The organism is Enterobacter sp. PL1 (assembly GCF_945957325.1).
In the GTDB taxonomy this organism is placed as follows: domain Bacteria; phylum Pseudomonadota; class Gammaproteobacteria; order Enterobacterales; family Enterobacteriaceae; genus Enterobacter; species Enterobacter roggenkampii.
On record NZ_CAMFKT010000009.1, the window covers coordinates 33,361 to 52,014 of the forward strand.

19 protein-coding genes and 2 tRNA genes are annotated in these 18,654 nt (G+C 56.2%); 12 read left to right on the forward strand and 9 right to left on the reverse strand.

The features are described 5' to 3' along the window. Nucleotides 1–97: 97 nt before the first annotated feature. Nucleotides 98–1,297: a purine nucleoside transporter PunC gene (gene punC / locus N6P30_RS10185; RefSeq protein ID WP_023292636.1), complete on the forward strand. Its 1,200-nt coding sequence runs from the start codon at nt 98–100 to the stop codon at nt 1,295–1,297. A 298-nt stretch (nt 1,298–1,595) separates the two neighbouring features. Then, on the forward strand, nt 1,596–2,744 hold the full coding sequence (gene cfa, locus N6P30_RS10190; RefSeq protein ID WP_008500601.1) for a cyclopropane fatty acyl phospholipid synthase: 1,149 nt from the start codon (nt 1,596–1,598) through the stop codon (nt 2,742–2,744). Between the two features lie 31 nt (nt 2,745–2,775). Here the strand turns inward: cfa and N6P30_RS10195 are convergent, their stop codons facing one another. Further along, the gene (locus tag N6P30_RS10195) at nt 2,776–3,417 is read right to left on the reverse strand and encodes a riboflavin synthase (RefSeq protein ID WP_008500602.1); all 642 of its coding nucleotides are present in this window, start codon (nt 3,415–3,417) and stop codon (nt 2,776–2,778) included. A gap of 225 nt (nt 3,418–3,642) precedes the next feature. On the opposite strand from N6P30_RS10195, the gene mdtK reads away from it, so the two are divergent. The 4 genes from mdtK to N6P30_RS10215 all read left to right on the forward strand — a co-directional run bounded on the left by mdtK (nt 3,643) and on the right by N6P30_RS10215 (nt 7,042). Continuing rightward, nucleotides 3,643–5,016, forward strand: coding sequence for an MdtK family multidrug efflux MATE transporter (gene mdtK, locus N6P30_RS10200; RefSeq protein ID WP_032663687.1), 1,374 nt, complete (start codon nt 3,643–3,645; stop codon nt 5,014–5,016). A 153-nt stretch (nt 5,017–5,169) separates the two neighbouring features. Then, nucleotides 5,170–5,246, forward strand: a tRNA-Val gene (locus tag N6P30_RS10205). A gap of 4 nt (nt 5,247–5,250) precedes the next feature. Continuing rightward, nucleotides 5,251–5,327 (forward strand) — tRNA-Val (locus N6P30_RS10210). Nucleotides 5,328–5,446: 119 nt separating this feature from the next. Then, the gene (locus tag N6P30_RS10215; RefSeq protein WP_023292638.1) at nt 5,447–7,042 is read left to right on the forward strand and encodes an FAD-NAD(P)-binding protein; all 1,596 of its coding nucleotides are present in this window, start codon (nt 5,447–5,449) and stop codon (nt 7,040–7,042) included. Nucleotides 7,043–7,070: 28 nt separating this feature from the next. On the opposite strand, the gene N6P30_RS10220 is transcribed toward N6P30_RS10215, so the two are convergent. Then, nucleotides 7,071–7,706, reverse strand: a complete 636-nt coding sequence (locus N6P30_RS10220) for a carbonic anhydrase (protein ID WP_023292639.1) — start codon at nt 7,704–7,706, stop codon at nt 7,071–7,073. A gap of 72 nt (nt 7,707–7,778) precedes the next feature. Beyond that, entirely contained in the window at nt 7,779–8,561 is a 783-nt protein-coding gene (locus tag N6P30_RS10225; RefSeq protein ID WP_008500606.1) for an MBL fold metallo-hydrolase, read from the reverse strand. Between the two features lie 125 nt (nt 8,562–8,686). Between N6P30_RS10225 and N6P30_RS10230 the strand changes: the two genes are divergently transcribed. Further along, a complete protein-coding gene (locus N6P30_RS10230; RefSeq protein ID WP_008500607.1) occupies nt 8,687–8,827 on the forward strand; it encodes a hypothetical protein in 141 nt (46 codons plus the stop codon). 45 nt (nt 8,828–8,872) lie between these two features. Here N6P30_RS10230 and N6P30_RS10235 read toward each other — a convergent pair whose 3' ends face one another. Continuing rightward, nucleotides 8,873–10,279 (reverse strand): DUF1996 domain-containing protein, encoded by a 1,407-nt coding sequence (locus tag N6P30_RS10235; RefSeq protein WP_023292640.1) that lies wholly within the window; start codon nt 10,277–10,279, stop codon nt 8,873–8,875. Nucleotides 10,280–10,423: 144 nt separating this feature from the next. Further along, on the reverse strand, nt 10,424–10,591 hold the full coding sequence (locus N6P30_RS10240) for a hypothetical protein (protein ID WP_008500610.1): 168 nt from the start codon (nt 10,589–10,591) through the stop codon (nt 10,424–10,426). Nucleotides 10,592–10,836: 245 nt separating this feature from the next. On the opposite strand from N6P30_RS10240, the gene N6P30_RS10245 reads away from it, so the two are divergent. From N6P30_RS10245 to N6P30_RS10260, 4 genes are read left to right on the forward strand one after another with little or no spacing between them, the layout of a single operon-like run. Then, on the forward strand, nt 10,837–11,667 hold the full coding sequence (locus tag N6P30_RS10245) for an ABC transporter substrate-binding protein (RefSeq protein WP_072207185.1): 831 nt from the start codon (nt 10,837–10,839) through the stop codon (nt 11,665–11,667). A gap of 2 nt (nt 11,668–11,669) precedes the next feature. Continuing rightward, nucleotides 11,670–12,485 carry an amino acid ABC transporter ATP-binding protein gene (locus N6P30_RS10250; protein ID WP_058673547.1) on the forward strand — a complete coding sequence of 272 codons (816 nt, stop codon included), beginning with the start codon at nt 11,670–11,672 and terminating at the stop codon, nt 12,483–12,485. Beyond that, nucleotides 12,485–13,261 carry an amino acid ABC transporter permease gene (locus tag N6P30_RS10255; protein WP_023292644.1) on the forward strand — a complete coding sequence of 259 codons (777 nt, stop codon included), beginning with the start codon at nt 12,485–12,487 and terminating at the stop codon, nt 13,259–13,261. Before N6P30_RS10250 ends, N6P30_RS10255 begins: the two co-directional genes overlap by 1 nt. Beyond that, a complete protein-coding gene (locus tag N6P30_RS10260) occupies nt 13,245–13,931 on the forward strand; it encodes an amino acid ABC transporter permease (RefSeq protein ID WP_023292645.1) in 687 nt (228 codons plus the stop codon). Before N6P30_RS10255 ends, N6P30_RS10260 begins: the two co-directional genes overlap by 17 nt. Here the strand turns inward: N6P30_RS10260 and fumD are convergent. The 4 genes from fumD to N6P30_RS10280 form a co-directional block, all read right to left on the reverse strand. Continuing rightward, nucleotides 13,912–14,121, reverse strand: a complete 210-nt coding sequence (gene fumD / locus N6P30_RS10265) for a fumarate hydratase FumD (protein WP_008500615.1) — start codon at nt 14,119–14,121, stop codon at nt 13,912–13,914. The two genes, N6P30_RS10260 and fumD, sit on opposite strands and share 20 nt — an antisense overlap. 110 nt (nt 14,122–14,231) lie before the next feature. Then, nucleotides 14,232–15,044 (reverse strand): MetQ/NlpA family ABC transporter substrate-binding protein, encoded by an 813-nt coding sequence (locus tag N6P30_RS10270; RefSeq protein WP_008500616.1) that lies wholly within the window; start codon nt 15,042–15,044, stop codon nt 14,232–14,234. A gap of 148 nt (nt 15,045–15,192) precedes the next feature. Continuing rightward, the gene (locus tag N6P30_RS10275; RefSeq protein ID WP_008500617.1) at nt 15,193–15,861 is read right to left on the reverse strand and encodes a methionine ABC transporter permease; all 669 of its coding nucleotides are present in this window, start codon (nt 15,859–15,861) and stop codon (nt 15,193–15,195) included. Then, nucleotides 15,854–16,876 carry a methionine ABC transporter ATP-binding protein gene (locus N6P30_RS10280; protein WP_008500618.1) on the reverse strand — a complete coding sequence of 341 codons (1,023 nt, stop codon included), beginning with the start codon at nt 16,874–16,876 and terminating at the stop codon, nt 15,854–15,856. The genes N6P30_RS10275 and N6P30_RS10280 overlap by 8 nt, the downstream gene beginning before the upstream one ends. Nucleotides 16,877–17,276: 400 nt before the next feature. Here N6P30_RS10280 and N6P30_RS10285 point away from each other — a divergent pair, with 400 nt between their 5' ends. After that, nucleotides 17,277–18,647, forward strand: coding sequence for a pyridoxal-phosphate dependent enzyme (locus N6P30_RS10285; RefSeq protein ID WP_032663697.1), 1,371 nt, complete (start codon nt 17,277–17,279; stop codon nt 18,645–18,647). Nucleotides 18,648–18,654 lie beyond the last annotated feature (7 nt).

Genomic DNA, 18,654 nt, shown 5'->3' on the forward strand with positions numbered 1-18,654 from the left:
TTTGAATGCACCCGCCAAATATTAGCGTTTCACAAGCCGCTTTGCACTCCCTACACTCTGCGCCAACGTACACCTGCCTCCTCAGGAGAATAAAAGAATGCAACCCAGGAAAGGATTTTTAGTCTGGCTCGGCGGCTTAAGCGTGCTGGGCTTTTTGGCCACCGACATGTACCTGCCCGCGTTTGCCGCGATGCAGGAAGACCTGCAAACCCCTGCCGCGGCCATCAGCGCCAGCCTGAGCCTGTTCCTTGCCGGTTTTGCTTTCGCCCAACTGCTCTGGGGCCCCCTCTCGGATCGCTTCGGTCGTAAACCGGTACTGCTGCTGGGTCTGGCCATTTTTGCCGTGGGCTGCCTGGGGATGCTGTGGGTGCGCGATGCTACCTGGCTGCTGGTACTGCGCTTCGTTCAGGCCGTGGGCGTCTGTGCTGCGGCGGTGACCTGGCAGGCGCTGGTGACCGACTACTACCCGGCTAACCGCACAAACCGTATTTTCGCCACCATTATGCCGCTGGTGGGCCTCTCCCCTGCCCTGGCTCCGCTGCTGGGCAGCTGGATCCTCGCGCACTTTGACTGGCAGGCCATTTTTGCCACGCTGTTTGCCATCACGCTGGTGCTGATGCTGCCGGCGTTTGCCCTTAAGCCCGCGCATAAAAAAGAGGCGCATGCCGACGCGACGCCGATTACCTTCACCTCCCTGCTGAGCGCCAAAGCGTATCGAGGGAATGTCCTGATTTATGCCGCCTGTTCGGCCAGCTTCTTCGCGTGGCTCACCGGCTCGCCGTTTATTCTGCACGATATGGGCTACAGCCCGGCGGCCATCGGTCTGAGCTATGTTCCGCAGACCATCGCGTTCCTGGTGGGCGGGTACGGCTGCCGCGCGGCGCTGCAAAAATGGGAAGGTCAGCAGATGCTGCCATGGCTGCTGGTGCTGTATGCCCTGAGCGTCATCGGCACCTGGGCCGTCGGGTTTATTCCGGGCGCGGGTCTGGCTGAAATTTTGATCCCCTTCTGCGTGATGGCCGTGGCGAACGGGGCGATTTACCCGATCGTGGTGGCACAAGCGTTACGTCCGTTCCCGCAGGCGACAGGCCGCGCCGCCGCGCTGCAAAATACCCTGCAGCTGGGTCTGTGCTTCCTCGCAAGTCTGGTGGTCTCCGCGCTGATTGCCACGCCGCTGTTGACCACCACCAGCGTGATGCTGTTCACCGTAGCGCTGGCGGTATTGGGTTACCGCATGCAGGCGTCCGCGCAGCGCGAGCAGGATAACGGCGCGCAGGTGGAAACTTCGCATGCCTGATTGCGCCAGAAATCATGTTACATTTCAGTGATTAGGTTGCTAACAATTTTCTATTGAATCACCAAATTTTGAGGCCTATACTAAATTTGGTTCGATTAAATACGATAAATATTAAGTGTTAACGGGAGCCGGAGTGCTCCCGTTTTACCATGGAAGGCATTTCGGCAAGGGTTATCTCCCTTCCTCTGTTCTACGTCGGATACTAGCCTCGCGGTATTTACCGTGAGATTTCTCACAAACCAAAAAAAGCGTCTACGCTGTTTGAAGGTTCTGATCACATCAGGGTGATGGAGAAGCTATGAGTTCATCGTGTATAGAAGAAGTCAGCGTTCCGGACGACAACTGGTCCCGGATCGTCAGTGAACTGTTAGGTCGAGCAGGCATCACTATCAACGGATCTTCGCCATCCGATCCCCAGGTAAAACATCCCGACTTTTTTAAACGCGTGTTGCGGGAAGGATCGTTAGGCCTGGGAGAAAGTTATATGGACGGCTGGTGGGAGTGCGAACGTCTGGATATCTTTTTTGCCAGCGTGTTGCGCGCCGGTCTGGAAAATCAACTCCCCCGCAATCTGAAAGACACCCTGCGTGTCGCCTCTGCCCGACTGTTTAACTTGCAAAGTAAAAAACGCGCATGGATCGTCGGCAAAGAACATTACGATCTCGGCAACGACCTGTTCAGCCGCATGCTGGACCCTTTCATGCAATATTCCTGCGCCTACTGGAAAGACGCGTCGACGCTTGAGGAAGCACAGCAGGCCAAGCTGCGCCTGATCAGCGAGAAGCTGCAGCTACAGCCCGGCATGCGCGTGCTGGATATCGGCTGCGGCTGGGGCGGGCTGGCGTATTTTATGGCGAAGCACTACGGCGTCAGCGTGGTCGGCGTCACGATCTCAGCGGAACAGCAAAAAATGGCGCGGGAGCGCTGTCAGGGTCTTGACGTGGATATCCGGCTGCAGGACTACCGTGACCTGAACGAGCAGTTCGACCGGATCGTTTCCGTCGGCATGTTCGAGCACGTGGGGCCAAAAAACTACGACACCTACTTTGAGGTGGTGGATCGTAATTTGAAACCGGACGGCCTCTTCCTGCTGCACACCATCGGCTCTAAGCGGACCGACAACAACGTTGACCCGTGGATCAATAAATATATCTTTCCGAATGGCTGTTTACCGTCCGTTCGCCAGATTGCCAACGCCAGTGAATCCCATTTCGTAATGGAAGACTGGCATAACTTTGGCGCAGACTACGACACCACCTTAATGGCATGGCATGAACGTTTCCAGAAAGCCTGGCCCGAGATTGCGGACAACTATTCAGAACGATTTAAACGGATGTTTAGCTATTATCTGAATGCCTGCGCGGGGGCGTTTCGCGCACGGGATATTCAGCTCTGGCAGGTGGTATTCAGCCGGGGGATTGAACACGGACTGCGTGTCGCACGCTAAAAAAATAACCCCGGATAGCCGGGGTTATTTTTTATTCTTCTTCTGCGGTCTTTATTATTGCGGCTTCTTTTGCTGCCAGCACGCGCTCCACCGTATCAACCACGGCCTGGGTTTGCGGATCGATTTCGATATTCACGCGATGCCCCAATTTTTTCGCGCCCAGCGTGGTGCGCTGCAGCGTTTCAGGAATTAAATGCACGCAAAAACGCGTTGGCGTCACTTCTCCCACCGTCAGGCTAATCCCGTCAATGCCAATAAATCCTTTATAGAGGATGTATTTCATTAATGACGGGTCCTGCATTTTAAACCAGATTTGACGGTTATTTTCCGAGGTCACGATTTTCGCCACTTCGGCAGTGGTCATGATGTGCCCGGACATCAAATGGCCGCCAATCTCATCGCTGAACTTCGCCGCGCGCTCAACGTTGACGGTATCGCCTACCACCAGCTCGCCCAGGTTAGTGATCCGCAGCGTCTCTTTCATTAAATCAAAGCTAATCTGGTTGCCGTTAATTTCGGTCACGGTCAGGCAGCAGCCGTTATGGGCAATCGAGGCACCGGTTTCGATGCCCTCAAGCATATATTCCGGCAGCTCAACAACATGAGTACGGAAATTAGGTTTTTCATCAATGGACACCACTTTGGCAGTGCCCTGCACAATACCAGTAAACATGCTTACAACTCCTGTTTTTTCCGAACGGTGATGACACCGTTTAATCCCTCCACAATAACAGTTGGAAAAACAGGTTGCCAGCGGAGCGCATTTTCTGGCGATTTTTTCACTAGATAAATAGCTAAAGCCCGCTACAATAGCTGGCACCCCCCTGCATTTTCTTCTTGCTGCCCGTTTCGGCGGCTTTTTTAGTCTCTCATATAACTACAAAATAAAGGTGTTCACGTGCAGAAGTACATGAATGAAGCGCGCCAGTTATTGGCACTGGCTATACCCGTGATCGTCGCGCAGGTGGCCCAGACCGCAATGGGATTTGTGGATACGGTAATGGCAGGTGGCTACAGCGCCACCGACATGGCGGCCGTGGCTATCGGCACGTCAATCTGGCTTCCGGCCATCCTGTTCGGCCACGGTCTGCTGCTCGCGCTCACGCCTGTTATCGCTCAGCTCAATGGCTCGGGGCGCCGCGAGCGCATTGCCCATCAGGTCCGCCAGGGTTTCTGGCTGGCCGGGTTTGTCTCTGTGCTGATCATGGTCGTGCTCTGGAACGCGGGCCATATCATTCGCGCTATGCATAACATTGACCCGGCCCTGGCGGACAAAGCCGTGGGCTATCTGCGCGCCCTGCTCTGGGGGGCGCCTGGATATCTCTTCTTCCAGGTGGCGCGTAACCAGTGTGAAGGTCTGGCGAAAACCAAGCCCGGCATGGTGATGGGCTTTATCGGGTTGCTGGTCAACATTCCCGTTAACTATGTTTTTATTTACGGTCATTTCGGGATGCCGGAGCTGGGCGGTGTCGGCTGCGGCGTGGCGACGGCCGCCGTTTACTGGGTCATGTTCTTCTCAATGCTTACCTTCGTGAAGCGCGCCCGCTCCATGCGCGATATTCGTAACGAGAACAGATTCAGCACGCCGGACTGGAACATCATGACGCGCCTGGTGCAGTTAGGGTTGCCGATTGCCCTTGCGCTGTTCTTTGAGGTGACCCTGTTTGCCGTGGTCGCCCTGCTGGTCTCCCCGCTGGGCATTGTGAACGTCGCCGGGCACCAGATTGCGCTCAACTTCAGCTCCCTGATGTTTGTCCTGCCGATGTCGCTGGCCGCAGCAGTGACGATTCGCGTGGGCTTCCGCCTGGGGCAAGGCTCGACGCTCGATGCGCAAACCGCCGCGCGCACCGGACTGGGCGTCGGCGTCTGCATGGCCATTTGCACGGCGCTTTTTACCGTGGCGCTGCGCGAGCAGATTGCCTTGCTCTACAACGACAATCCGGAAGTCGTCGCGCTGGCCTCGCACCTGATGCTGCTGGCCGCGATTTACCAGATTTCGGACTCCATCCAGGTGATTGGCAGCGGGGTGCTGCGCGGCTATAAAGACACGCGTTCCATTTTCTTTATCACCTTCATCGCCTACTGGGTGCTGGGTCTTCCGTGTGGGTATATTCTGGCCCTGACCGACCTGGTGGTTGACCGCATGGGACCGGCGGGGTTCTGGATGGGCTTTATCATCGGCCTGACGTCGGCGGCAATTATGATGATGTTGCGCATGCGCTTCCTGCAGCGCCAGCCATCAACGCTCATTTTGCAACGCGCTGCACGTTAAATACGCAGTAGCCGCCGCCCGGCGGCTACTTTCTCTTCACTTTGCGCGGTAATACAGCAATCGCGTGAAATCAGAGAGAAAATTGCATTTTCCCTCTTGCCACCTCGGTGCTGTGCCGCTAATATTCGTCCCCGTTGTCACCGACAACACGTTGCGTTCATAGCTCAGTTGGTTAGAGCACCACCTTGACATGGTGGGGGTCGTTGGTTCGAGTCCAATTGAACGCACCATTCTGCGTCCGTAGCTCAGTTGGTTAGAGCACCACCTTGACATGGTGGGGGTCGGTGGTTCGAGTCCACTCGGACGCACCATTTCAGTCCTGAAATGGTGCAAATTCTCCTCAGTTACCCTGAATTTTCTTAATCCCTTATTTTCATCATTATTCTCCTGCTACGCTTTTCCTATGGAAAAAAACACAGGAAGCGTGTTGATGAAGAAGATCGCGATTATCGGCTCCGGCCCCACGGGAATTTACACCTTTTATCATCTGCTTAATAACAATACCCCACTCTCCGTTTCCGTCTTTGAACAGGCCGATGAAGCTGGCGTGGGCATGCCCTATAACGATGACGATAATTCCCGGCTGATGCTGGCGAACATTGCGAGCATTGAAATCCCGCCCATTTTTATGACCTACCTCGACTGGCTTAAGGAGCAAAGCGACGACCATCTGGCGCACTTTAAAGTTGATAAAGCGAGCCTGCACGATCGGCAGTTCCTGCCCAGGATCCTGTTGGGAGAGTATTTTCGCGACAGCTTTCGTTCAATCGTAAAAGAGGCGAAAAAGCTGGGGTTCCAGGTTGAGGTCCATGAATCCGCGAAGGTCACCGACATCATCCCTTCGACAACCGGCGTGACGATTTCGGTCAACGACCGTACCTTACCGGATCAATTCGACCTGGCGGTTATTGCCACCGGCCACGTCTGGCCAGAGGAGGATGAAGCCACGCGCACGTTCTTCCCAAGCCCGTGGTCCGGCCTGATGGACGCCCGCATTCCCCCTTGCCGCGTGGGCATTATGGGCACCTCATTGAGTGGCCTGGACGCGGCTATGGCGGTGGTGATGCAGCACGGCGAGTTTCGTGACGGTAAATTCATCCTCGACAGCGGCAGCGAAGGGTTAAACATTACGCTGATGTCCCGGACGGGCATTCTGCCGGAAGCCGATTTTTACTGCCCCATCCCTTATGAACCGCTGTCGGTATTGACCGAATTCGTAGTGGAAAGCGAGATAGCCAAAGGACCGGATGGCCTGCTTGACCGAGTCTTTGCCCTGATGGTGAAAGAGCTTGAACTCGCCGACCCGGCGTGGTGCGAGAAAATGTCTCTGCATACGCTGAATGCGGACACCATTCGTGAGGCCTGGTTTGAGGATCGTAAGCGCCACGTGCCCTTTACCTGGGCGGAAGAGAATCTCAACGAGGTTGAACGCAATAAACGCGAGCGCCGTACCGTGGCGTGGCGCTACACCGTGCTTCGGCTGCATGAGGTCGTTCAGGAGATCGTACCCCATCTTAGCGAGCAGGACAGAAAACGCTTTAAGCAGGGCCTGGCTCGCGTGTTTATCGACAATTATGCTGCCATCCCGCCGCAGTCTATTCGCAGGCTTCTCGCGCTTCGCGAGGCTGGCATCATTAGCGTGGCGGCGCTCGGCGATGATTACACGCTTGATGCCGGCAGCGATCGGACAGTCATCACCACACAAGAGACCGTTTATCGTTTCGACGTGTTTATTGATGCGCGCGGGCAAAAACCGCTTAAAACAAACGATCTGCCTTTCCCATCGCTGCGCAGACAGCTTGAGGAGACGGGCGATGAGATCCCCGACATCGGCGAGGATTACACGTTAAAAGCGCCAGAAACGGTTCGTGGGCGCATCGCCTTCGGCGCTATACCGTGGCTGATGCACGATCGTCCCTTCGTTCAGGGGCTGGCAGAGTGTGCGGAGATTGCAGAAGCAATGGCGAAGGCGGCTGAAAAACCGGCCTCAGGTATACGGCGTCGGTTGCCGTACGTAGAGAACTGACAGGGCTTCCATGCCCTGCAACGCGAGATTATTCGAAGAACACTTCCGGGTTTTCCGACAGCGAGACGAAGGTTTTCGTCGCTTTATCCAGGGCGAGAATTTTGCCGCTTTCAATGTCGTATACCCAGCCGTGCAGGCGAAGCGAGTTATTACGCAGGCCCACCGCGACGGACGGGTGGGTCTTGATGTTGCTGAGCTGCGCAAAGACGTTTTCCTGCACCATCGCATTCACTTTATCGATCGGCTTATCCCAGCTTTTCTTCTCTACCACGGCTTTTGCCGCGTCGGAATAGCGCAGCCAGTGCGATACAGCAGGCATCGGCTCCAGGTTCGCGTTATCGGCAATCGCCTTCATCGCGCCGCAGTTGGAGTGGCCGCAGATCACGATGTCGGTCACGCCCAGCGCCACTACCGCGTACTCGATAGTTGCAGAGACTCCGCCTGGCTCCGGCCCGAACGGTGGAACAATGTTGCCAGCATTACGAATAACAAAGAGTTGTCCCGGCTCTTGCTGGGTGACCAGTTCAGGGACCAGACGGCTGTCGGAGCAGGAGATAAACAGCGCTTTGGGATTCTGGCTGGACGCTAAACTGCGAAAGAGCTCTTTACGTTGCGGGAAAATCTCTTTTTGAAAGCTGAGAAAACCTTCAATGATATGTTGCATAGCAATTTCTCTTTTATCTGTTTTCGTTTAGGCATGATCGAGATCACACTCGCAAAGTTTACCCACCGTGCTTCACTTGAGACAAGCAATATATTTCTGGCCCGACCGCTGCACGATGTCATCGGCGTTTGCCGGAATGTTCTGCCCTTCGAACGCGCCGTAAAGACGGGCGAACGATTTTCCCGCCAGGCGCCGGGTCACGTCCTCAACCGTACGGGCAGGCAGCGGAAGCATATTCGGGTAGCTCCACATGAACGACACGGCCTCTTTCCCTGGGGTCACCTGCAAAATATCTCCCGCCAGTAAAACGCCCTCGCCCTCCTGCCAGTGCAGTACCGTTCCGCCCGCAAAATGCCCGCCGAGACGCAGCAGCGTAACCGATGGGACTATCTCCAGCGCATCGCCATCCCAGAAATGAATCGCCGGGCTGTCGCGCATCACCCATTCGCTATCGCTCACGTGCAGATAGACCGGCGCGTCGAAAGCCGCGGCCCACTCCTGCATCGTGGTGTAATAGTGCGGATGAGAAATCGCAATCGCGCGAAGGCCGCCGAGTGCGGCGATGAGCGTTTGGGTTGCAGGATCAAGGTTGGCGATGCAGTCCCAGAGAATGTTACCGTGGGGGGTACGCAGGAGGAGTGCCCGCTGGTTAATGGCAAAAGCGGGTACCGTCTTGATACTGAATAACTGCGGCTCCAGCTGCTGCCATTTGTTGGCGTGTGTCGCCGTTACCGTCGCGTAATCGATCCACGCCTGGCCGCTGGCCGGGACATACTGACGTTCATCCTCGCAAATGGCACATCTCTCCGGCGTTCCCTCATAAGAAGTACCGCAGGTTCTACAGAGTGTAATCATGAGCGCTCCTCAGTGATAAAGCACTGAGTATGGCAGGGATTATCCTTATGTGCTGCGAGGTACATTGCTGGCGTTTTTTACCCTATACTGTGCCAGTATCAAAAACCGAACAGAGCAGGTGCAAGATGGAAATTGATCTCGATAACTTAGTTTTTAACGGTCTGGATGAAGCGGAAGAGCGTAACGCAGAACGTCTGGATGATGCGGATAAAAAAGCGCAGGCGATTATTGCCGACGACGACTGCGGCGACGCCTGCAAGATCTGATAAAAAAGCACCGGAAAACCGGTGCTTTTTTCATTGCGGGGAAGATCACAGCTCAGGCGTCTTTTTAAACCCCGTTAGCATCAGAACCAGGCTTTCTGATGAAGACGCCGGTTCGAACTGGTAATGATTCCCCTGGCGGTCACCGCCGATATACCACGAGATTTCGGTTTTTCCTTCCGCCAGCGCCTTGCGCACGGCTTTGTCCACGTTCACCATCCGGTATTCACGAGAATGGTTCAGATAGAGCACTGCGTCGGAGCGATAGTTACAGGCCGGACGCGAGGCCCATCTTACGGTAGCAGGATCCCAGTCATTGCTGGCCGGATAGAAGAAGATCTGATCGGCACCGTTAGTTTCCACTTTGCCGCCATAAATCCGCACGCGGTACGTAAACTGCGAAGGATCCTGCCCGGCAGGCAGAGGAGGAATGTGGAACTTCACCAGCGACAGCGTTTCGCTGTTTTTCGTGCGCCCCCCGTTCTGCCAGTTATCCTGCACCAGTAAAACCTGCGGTTCGGGCTGGGAGAGGTCTGGCTCCAGGCTGCTGAGCCAGACGTTGGCCTTCGCTCTGGAATAACCATACGGGACGGTGGTGCCACAATCTAACCCGCGGTTCATGCACAGGTCAGTCATAAAGCGCGCGGCGTCTTCCGTCCAGCCGTTCATGAAATCTGCATGCGCCGTATACAGGCTACCCCACCGCTCTTCTCGCTCATCGCCGTGCATGATGGGGTCCATGGAGAGCTGCACTTTGCTGGTATCAAGCGAGCTAATCGTCGGGAGTACGTAAGCAATGTTCATGTTCACGGTGGGAATTTTCACCGGGAAGGTGGACGGGCACTGCCCCTTGACGTCATAGGTGGCGTTAATCAGACCATGGGCAGGCTTCAGGTTCACTCCATCCCAGCAGTTAGGAAACTGAATGCCGATATTAAACTGCACGGCATCGTTCGCCTTGCGCAAGCCGCAGACCTCACCGGTTTTGGTGGTGTAACCCTTGCCGTTGGCACATAAAAAGGTGATATGTGAATTCGGCGCACTACCGTGATGGTCGCCCGCCAGCAGAGACAGCCCCGCCGGGAAAGGGTGTAGCGGCCAGGCGTCCACGTTCGATGCCTGATAATAGGTTTTTTGATACGCCGGTTTGACGACCGTGCCGTCAGGCAGGCGAAGCGAAGGTGCCCAGTAGGCAGAGCTGTCGGCTTTGTTATCGCAGGTGGTCTTTTCATCCCGGCGCAGGGATTCACGGCTGGAGTCAGCATCCGTTTGCACGTTGCCGAAGAAGTCGTGCAGCATGGCCTCGTTGGGCATGCCGTACATCATAATGGCGTCATCGCCAAGGGTATGGGAATAGCCGCAAACAACATGCGCCTGCGGTGCGGCGTGTGCCGCATGAATTGTGAAAAGTAGCGCAGGGACAGAAAGCGCGCGTGTTAACGTGGTCCGTTTCATCATTTTCTCCATGACTGAAAGGACACATTGGTAACAAAAGCGGGCTAATTAACCGAATGATTCAGAGCGTACTTTTCCGTCTTTTGAGGCTTTACAGACGTCACGCACACCTCATTCCAGTACGTTTCGCGCGTGCGGCGCAGTTCAGCGTGGCGTTTTGTCATGGAACCACTCCGGGTCAATGTTGGCAACGTCTACGCCATACAGGCTGGCGACAGGCAGTATCGACTCAAGAACACGTTGCGCGCTGTTCTCCGCATTCGCTGGTCGGGTCGCAAAAAACCGCCGTAACGTGCTGATCCATTTTTTCATCGTCTTACCCTCTCTCGCCGTATCTGCCTTCAGTTAAGCACCCCACTCCCGTGCAGGGGAAATACCAAAATCCACTGTCGATGTGCAGGATCTGCAAATAGCGCCCCGTCCTTTTCACGCTTCATTAACACCTTGTTCACTAATGCTTTTTTGCTCATAGCAAAGAACGATTTCTTATTTGGCGATAGCTTTCCCTTATGGGAGCGTAACGGGGTAAAACAAAAACAACGGGATGGCGAATGACTATGGCAGCAAAAATGAAAGGGTTTAAAAAACGGACGCTGGTTCTGGGCGTAGTGGCAGCCTGGGGCCTGTTTTCAGCGCAGGCGCAGGCCGATCAGCTGGCGGATATCAAGGCAGCAGGGGTGGTGAAAGTCGCCACGTTTGATGCCAACCCGCCGTTTGGCTCGATTGATGCCAAAACGCATGAGATCGTGGGTTACGACGTAGACTTCGCCAAAGCTCTGGCAAAATCGCTCGGCGTGAAGCTTGAACTGGTTGCCACCAATCCGGCCAACCGCATTCCGCTGCTGCAGTCCGGCAAAGCGGACCTGATTGTGGCGGATATCACCATCACGCCGGAACGCGCGCAGGTGATTGACTTCTCGACGCCTTACTTTGTCACCGGCCAGCAGTTCCTGGTTCCGGCGAAATCTCCGGACAAGCTCGATGACTACAGCCGGGCGCGCATTGGCGCGGTCAAAGGCACGACGGGCGAGCAGGCGCTGCACCAGCGCTTTCCGCAGTCCCGCGTCCTCTCTTATGACGACATTCCCCTGGCGCTGACCGCACTGCGCAACGGCAACGTGCAGGCCATTACCCAGGACAGCACCATTCTGGCCGGTCTGCTGGCGCAGGCGCCGGACAAAGCCAACTTCAAAATCCTGCCCGACCTGCTGAGCAAAGAAGAGATTGGCGTCGGGGTGAAAAAAGGTGAAACGGCGCTGCTGAAAGCCGTCAACGATGAGCTGGTCAATCTCGAGAAGAACGGTCAGGCGGCAAAAATCTACGACGTCTGGTTTGGTCCAGGCACCCCAGCCCCACAGCCCCGCGCCTTTAAAATAGAAGCCAGATAATGATGCTCTCAGGTTTATTTTCCCACTCCGCGGCCGGTGCCGCGGATTTTTCACATCTGGAACAGGCCAGCGTCGAGTTTCGTCATGTGGACAAACGCTACGGTGACCATCAGGTTTTGAACGACATTAACCTCACTATTACGCCCGGTGAAGTGGTGGCCATCCTCGGCCCGTCGGGTTCCGGTAAATCCACCCTGATTCGTCTTATCAACCAGCTTGAACCCCTGAGCGGCGGGGAGATCCTGGTCGACAACAAGCCTACCGGAAAGCTATCCGGTAGCGGGCTGCGCCAGCTGCGAAGCCGCGTGGGGTTTGTGTTTCAGCAGTTCAATCTTTATGCCCACCTTACCGCCAGCCAGAACATCACCCTGGCGCTTGAGCACGTCCACGGCTGGAAGCCGCTGCCCGCTCAGGAGCGCGCGCTGGCCCTGCTGGAGAAAGTCGGGATGCTGGAAAAAGCCCACCATTACCCGGCTGAGCTTTCCGGTGGACAGCAGCAGCGGGTGGCGATTGCCCGCGCCCTGGCCTCGTCACCGCAAATCATTCTCTTTGACGAGCCGACGTCGGCACTCGATCCCGAGATGATTGGTGAAGTGCTGTTTGTGATGAAAGCCCTCGCCCACAGCGGGATCACGATGATCGTGGTGACCCATGAGATGCAGTTTGCCCGGGAAATCGCCGACCGGATTGTCTTTATCGACGGCGGGCAAATTCTGGAAACCGCGCCGCCGGTGCAGTTTTTCAGCCAGCCAGCGCATCCGCGCGCGCAGCGGTTCCTGCAAAAGGTGCTGGACCCGCTGCATCAGGAGCATCTGTAATGCCCGCGCTCGACTGGCAGGGGGTACTGACCGGACAGCCTCTGCAGTGGATACTTTCCGGATTTCTCACCACCTTGTGGGTAACGCTGGCGGGGATCGCGCTGGCCAGCCTGCTCGCACTGCTCTTTATGCTCCTGCGCCTGTCCGGTGGACGCGTCGGGAAAGCGATCGTCAGCGGCTGGGTATCGCTGTTTCGCAATACCCCGCTGCTGGTGCAGCTGCTGTTCTGGTATTTTGCCGCCTGGAACGGCCTGCCGCAGGCGTTTCGCGACGCGGTCAACGCCGATCACAGCTGGTCCATTCTGCCCGGCGACGTCTGGTGGTTTACGCCCGAATTTTTATGCTCTGCCTGGGGGCTGGGCGTATTTACCTCGGCGTTTTTAATCGAAGAAGTGGAATCAGGCTTGCGGTCTGTGCCAGCCGGGCAACGGGAGGCGGCGCTCGCCCAGGGTTTCTCTACGTGGCGCGTGTTTCGCTACATCCTGCTGCCGCAGGGGCTGGCTAACGCCTGGCAGCCCGTTGTGGGACAGTATCTCAACCTGATGAAGCTCTCCTCGCTCGCCAGCGGGATTGGCTTCGCCGAACTCACCTACCAGGTCAGGCAGATCGAAAGCTATAACGCGCACGCGCTGGAGGCATTTACCCTCGGTACCGCACTCTATCTCCTGACCGGTCTGGTCATGGGAATGGTGCTGGTTCGCCTTGGGCCGCAGGCGAAACGTAAACGTCCGATCGTCGTCACCGCAGGGAGTGAAAAACATGATTGCCGGACTTAATGTCATCACCGATAACCTCGATTATCTGCTGTGGGGACGCGCGGCAGCCGGTGAACCGGGGGGCGTGTTGCTCTCGCTGATGATGGCGACTGGAGCAGCCGTTATCGCCCTGCCCGCGGGGATTGCGCTCGCGTGCCTGGCCTGGCGCTTTACCGGGCTCGTGCGCAAAGCCCTCTTTTTATGGGCAGAGCTGATTCGCGGGATCCCGCTAATCTTCGTGATTTTCTGGATGTGGTATCTCCTGCCGCTCATCACCGGGGGCGATCTGCCGGGAGCGCTGACCGTCACGCTGGCGCTGGCCTGGTTTACGGCGGCCACCGTGATGCACTCGGTGCTGGCCGGGCTGAGCGCGCTGCCGACCGGGCAGTTCGAAGCCGCGCTGTCACAGGGATTCAGCACGCAGCAAACCCTGTGGCGCGTGCTGCTGCCGCAGGCGCTGGGGAATATTCTGCCGTCGCTGGTGGGGATTTTTATCAGCCTGCTGAAGGATACGTCGCTGGCGTTTATCGTGAACGTCCCGGAGCTGACCACGGTGGCGGGACAGGTCAACAACCGGGTGCAAATCTACCCGGCGGCCATTTTTATCTTTACGGGCGTGGTCTATTACCTGCTCTGCTGCTCGCTTGAGCAGATTGCGAAACGCTGGCGCCTTACCCGGCCAGCGCTTTAACCACCGTTTCCATCGCTTCGGTTGTCAATTCACTGCGTTTCACGCGCTGGTTCGCCAGCGCGGTACGCAGAACACCGGCAATGACAATATGCTTTGGCTCCTGCCCTAAATCACGCATCTCAAGCACCACCTTTCCGACCACCCGGCACATCTCCTGGTACAGCGCTTCATCTTTGGTCACGTTACCCATCGTCATCACTCCATTGCCTGTTAAACGTTGAGCTTAAATGATTCTCCTGCCGGATACAAAAAAGAAGCCCGGCGAGAGACTCGCCGGGCTTCATCTGTAAAATCAGTCAATTAGTTGTTTACTGGAATGACCGCGCCTTTGTACTTGGTGCGGATCCAGTCCTGAATCTCTTTCGAGTGCAGCACGTTCACCAGCGCGACGATGTCTTTCTTCTTCTCGTCACCGCGATGCACGGTAATGATGTTAGCGTACGGGTTGTTTTCACCGCTCTCTACCGCAATCGGGTCATGAACCGGATCCAGACCCGCGTCAATCGCGTAGTTGGCGTTAATCACCACCGCGTCGCCTTCGTTATTGTTGTACATCTGCGGCAGCAGAGACGCTTCCACGTTAGGCGTAAACTTCAGTTTTTTCGGGTTCTCGACGATGTCGCTGATGCGCGCGGTGACTTTATCGATGCCCGGCTTCAGCTTGATCACGCCCTCTTTCTCGAAGATGGAAAGAATACGGCCCTCTTCAGAAACCGCGTCACGCATGATGATCTTGCCACCTTCCGGCAGGTCTTTCAGCGACTTGTATTTTTTGGAGTAGATGCCGATTGGCTCAATGTGAATCGCGCCCGCACTGACAAAATCGTAGTCCTTATCGCCCGCATGATCTTTTAGCACGCTGTTCAGGTAAGGAATGTGCTGGAAATAGTTCGCGTCGATGTCATGACCCGCCAGCGCGGTGTTCGGCAGAATGTAGTCCTGGAACGGTTTAATCTCCAGGTCGATACCCTGCTTTGCCAGAATCGGCTTTGCCTGCTCCAGAATTTCCGCATGCGGCGTGTTGGACGCGCCCACGGTCAGGGTGTCGGCCCAGGAGGCGAAGCTCAGGGCGCTCAGGGTTGCAGCGGCGATCAGTGTCAGTGTCTTTTTCATGATGTGGTTCCTGTGTGTTGTTGTTACCCTAAATAGTTCGAGTCACAGGAAGGCGGCAAGTGAGTGAATCCCCAGGAGCTTACATACAGTAAGTGACTGGGGTGAACGAATGCAGCCAACGCGCCTGAGGCTCGAAATATGACGGGTATTAGCGTTTATCTAACAGTGAAGTAATGACATCGCCGCAGAACTGGATAATGAAAACGATGATCAGAATGGTCACCGTTGCCACCAGCGTGACGTCACCATGGTTGCGCTGGAATCCTTCCAGATAAGCCAGATTTCCCAAACCACCGGCGCCAATCACCCCCGCCATGGCGCTGTAGCTCACCAGCGCAATCAGCGTCACCGTAATACCCGAGACCAGTGCGGGTGATGATTCCGGCAGTAAAACCCGAAACACGAGCGTGCTCAGTCGTGCGCCCATCGAGCGTGTGGCTTCGATGACGCCTTTATCCACTTCACGCAGGGCGATCTCCACCAGGCGTGCGTAGAACGGTGCGGCACCCACAATCAGGGCCGGCAGCGCCGCGTTGGCGCCAAGAATGGTGCCGACAACGGTCTTGGTGAACGGGATCAGCAGCACAATCAAAATGATGAACGGAATCGAGCGGAACACGTTCACCACAATCGAAATGACGCTATACACCGTGCGGTTGTGGAACAATCCGCCGCGCGCGGTTAAAAACAGCGCCAGACCCAGCACGATGCCTAGTACAAAGGTCGCTACGCCGGACAGCGCAGTCATGTACAGCGTCTCCAGCGTCGCCGCCCAGAGCTGATCCCACTTGAGATGCGGAAAGAGATTCTCAGCCATGTTTAATCACCTCGCCTTCAATATCGCTGTGCTGCAGGTCGGCGAGGATATTGTTCAGTTGTTCATCAGATGCCACGACGTGCACCCAGAGCTGACCAAACACGCCGTGAGCGGTTTGGGTCATTTTTCCGTGCAGAATGTTAAACGGCAGGCCGTAGCGCAGCGTCAGTTCGCCCACAATCGGTTTATGCGTGCTGTGCCCGGTAAAGGTCAGCCTGATGACCGTCCCTTCCAGTTCGTTTGCCAGTTCGGGATTGAAGGTTTCTTCTTCAGCGTACTGGCTCACCTGACGCACAAACTGCTGCGTAATCGGCTGCTGCGGATGGGTAAAGACGCTCAGCACGTCTCCCTCTTCCACCACTTTACCGTTCTCCATCACCGCCACGCGGTCGCAGATTTTGCGCACCACGTGCATCTCGTGCGTGATCAGCACGATGGTCAGCCTGAAACGACGGTTAATATCCAGCAGCAGATCGAGGATCTGATCGGTGGTCTGCGGGTCAAGCGCGGAGGTAGCTTCATCGCAGAGCAGCACATCCGGGCGATTAGCCAGCGCACGCGCAATGCCCACGCGCTGCTTTTGCCCACCGCTCAGCTGTGACGGATAAGCATGCTCGCGACCTTTCAGGCCAACGAGTTCAATAAGCTCGGCCACGCGGGCCTTAATGTCGGCTTTCGGTACGCCGGCAATTTGCATCGAGAACGCAATATTCTCGCTGACCGTGCGCGACCACAGCAGGTTGAAGTGCTGAAACACCATGCTGATCTTCAGACGCGCCTGGCGCAGGGCTTCACCTTTTGCGGCAGAAATGTTCTGCCCGTTGATGGTTACGCTGCCGCTGCTCGGTTTTTCCAGACCATTCAGCAGGCGAATAAGCGTACTTTTACCTGCGCCGCTGTAACCGATGATCCCGTATATCTGTCCCTGTGCTATCGTCAAATTGACATTATCAACGGCCGTGAGCGCCACCTTTCCGTTGTCAAAAACCTTCGAAATATTGCTGAGAACTATCATTCTTATTCGTTATCCGTGCCGCCCGCGGCGGTTTAGCAGTATGGATGTCCAAACGATAGTAAACAGGCGTTATCAGCTTTTAAATGAACAAAAAAGAATGTGTTATAACTTTCCGAAATAAACAGCGGATTTACCGGGTGGGAAGCATTTAGACCAATTTCAGCAATGATTATCTGCCGGATGCATATCTGCTGGCTGACACCCTGCAAAAACGCTCATTTTTGCAGCATTTTATGCGGATATAGCCATCCTCACATCCAGACAACTTTACGTCTTGCTGTCCTGACATCCAAAAACATCATTTATATTCCTTTCTGTTCTAAAAAGCAGTGAATGGTTCTTTCTTGAGAAAATTTCACCGCCCTATCATCCCGTCATGACATCCAGAAAGGAAAACATCATGACGATTTATCACTCCGTCACCGAACTGATTGGTCGTACCCCGCTGATCCAGCTGCATAAGCTTGATACCGGTCCCTGCTCGCTCTTTCTGAAGCTGGAAAACCAGAATCCGGGCGGGTCGATTAAGGATCGCGTTGCGCTGTCGATGATTAACGAAGCGGAACGTACCGGCCAGCTGCAGCCTGGCGGCACGATAATTGAGGCCACGGCGGGCAATACCGGTCTCGGCCTGGCCCTGATCGCCGCCCAGAAAGGCTACTCGCTGATCCTGGTAGTGCCGGACAAAATGAGCCGCGAGAAGATTTTCCACCTGCGCGCGCTGGGTGCCCAGGTGGTGCTGACCCGCTCCGACGTTAACAAAGGCCATCCTGCCTATTACCAGGATTATGCCCAGCGTCTGGCTAACGAACTGCCGGGCGCGTTTTACATCGACCAGTTCAACAACGAAGCCAACCCGCTGGCGCACCGCACCACCACGGCGCCGGAACTGTATGAGCAGCTTGACGGCAAAATCGACGCCATCGTGGTGGGCGTTGGCTCAGGCGGCACGCTGGGCGGCCTGCAGGCGTGGTTCGCCGAGCACTCTCCGCACACGGAATTTGTCCTGGCTGACCCGGCCGGATCCGTTCTCGCCGACCAGGTGGAAACCGGACGCTACCACGACGCGGGCTCCTGGCTGGTTGAGGGAATTGGCGAAGACTTTATTCCTCCGCTGGCCCACATTGAAGGCGTCAATCGCGCCTGGCGCATCACCGACCGCGAAGCGTTCACCACCGCGCGCGAGCTGCTGAAAACGGAGGGCATTCTGGCGGGCTCCTCCAGCGGTACGCTGCTGGCGGCCGCGCTGAGGTATTGCCAGGCACAAGCCACGCCGAAGCGGGTGGTGACCTTCGCCTGCGACAGCGGCAATAAATATCTCTCGAAGATGTTCAACGACGACTGGATGCGACAGCAGGGGCTCATCACGCGTCCTCAGGCCGGCGATCTCTCCGACTACATCGCCTTGCGCCACGACGAAGGTGCGACCGTCACCGCCGCCCCGGACGACACGCTCTCCACCGTCCTGGCGCGCATGCGTCTGTATGACATCTCCCAGCTGCCGGTGCTGGAGAACGGCAAGGTGGTGGGCATTATCGACGAGTGGGATCTCCTGCGGCATATCGGCGGCGACGGCGATCGCTTCGCGCTGCCGGTGACGGCAGCCATGACGCGTCAGGTCGAATTCCTTGATAAACACGCGCCGGAAAGCGCCCTGAACGCCATCTTCGACCGCGGCCTGGTGGCCGTCATTAATGACAACGACCGTTTTCTCGGTCTGATTACGCGCAGCGACGTTCTGACCGCCTGGCGCAACCGTCTACAGCAATAAAGGAATC

Coding starts and splice junctions, on each gene's coding strand:
- punC (WP_023292636.1), top strand. CDS start 98: ATGCAACCCAGGAAAGGATTTTTAGTCTGGCTCGGCGGCTTAAGCGTG.
- N6P30_RS10215 (WP_023292638.1), top strand. CDS start 5,447: ATGAAGAAGATCGCGATTATCGGCTCCGGCCCCACGGGAATTTACACC.
- N6P30_RS10255 (WP_023292644.1), top strand. CDS start 12,485: ATGCCCGCGCTCGACTGGCAGGGGGTACTGACCGGACAGCCTCTGCAG.
- N6P30_RS10240 (WP_008500610.1), bottom strand. CDS start 10,591: ATGAAAAAATGGATCAGCACGTTACGGCGGTTTTTTGCGACCCGACCA.
- N6P30_RS10245 (WP_072207185.1), top strand. CDS start 10,837: ATGGCAGCAAAAATGAAAGGGTTTAAAAAACGGACGCTGGTTCTGGGC.
- N6P30_RS10220 (WP_023292639.1), bottom strand. CDS start 7,706: ATGCAACATATCATTGAAGGTTTTCTCAGCTTTCAAAAAGAGATTTTC.
- N6P30_RS10195 (WP_008500602.1), bottom strand. CDS start 3,417: ATGTTTACTGGTATTGTGCAGGGCACTGCCAAAGTGGTGTCCATTGAT.
- N6P30_RS10235 (WP_023292640.1), bottom strand. CDS start 10,279: ATGAAACGGACCACGTTAACACGCGCGCTTTCTGTCCCTGCGCTACTT.
- N6P30_RS10260 (WP_023292645.1), top strand. CDS start 13,245: ATGATTGCCGGACTTAATGTCATCACCGATAACCTCGATTATCTGCTG.
- N6P30_RS10250 (WP_058673547.1), top strand. CDS start 11,670: ATGCTCTCAGGTTTATTTTCCCACTCCGCGGCCGGTGCCGCGGATTTT.
- N6P30_RS10230 (WP_008500607.1), top strand. CDS start 8,687: ATGGAAATTGATCTCGATAACTTAGTTTTTAACGGTCTGGATGAAGCG.
- N6P30_RS10285 (WP_032663697.1), top strand. CDS start 17,277: ATGACGATTTATCACTCCGTCACCGAACTGATTGGTCGTACCCCGCTG.
- N6P30_RS10225 (WP_008500606.1), bottom strand. CDS start 8,561: ATGATTACACTCTGTAGAACCTGCGGTACTTCTTATGAGGGAACGCCG.
- N6P30_RS10270 (WP_008500616.1), bottom strand. CDS start 15,044: ATGAAAAAGACACTGACACTGATCGCCGCTGCAACCCTGAGCGCCCTG.
- cfa (WP_008500601.1), top strand. CDS start 1,596: ATGAGTTCATCGTGTATAGAAGAAGTCAGCGTTCCGGACGACAACTGG.
- fumD (WP_008500615.1), bottom strand. CDS start 14,121: ATGGGTAACGTGACCAAAGATGAAGCGCTGTACCAGGAGATGTGCCGG.
- N6P30_RS10280 (WP_008500618.1), bottom strand. CDS start 16,876: ATGATAGTTCTCAGCAATATTTCGAAGGTTTTTGACAACGGAAAGGTG.
- N6P30_RS10275 (WP_008500617.1), bottom strand. CDS start 15,861: ATGGCTGAGAATCTCTTTCCGCATCTCAAGTGGGATCAGCTCTGGGCG.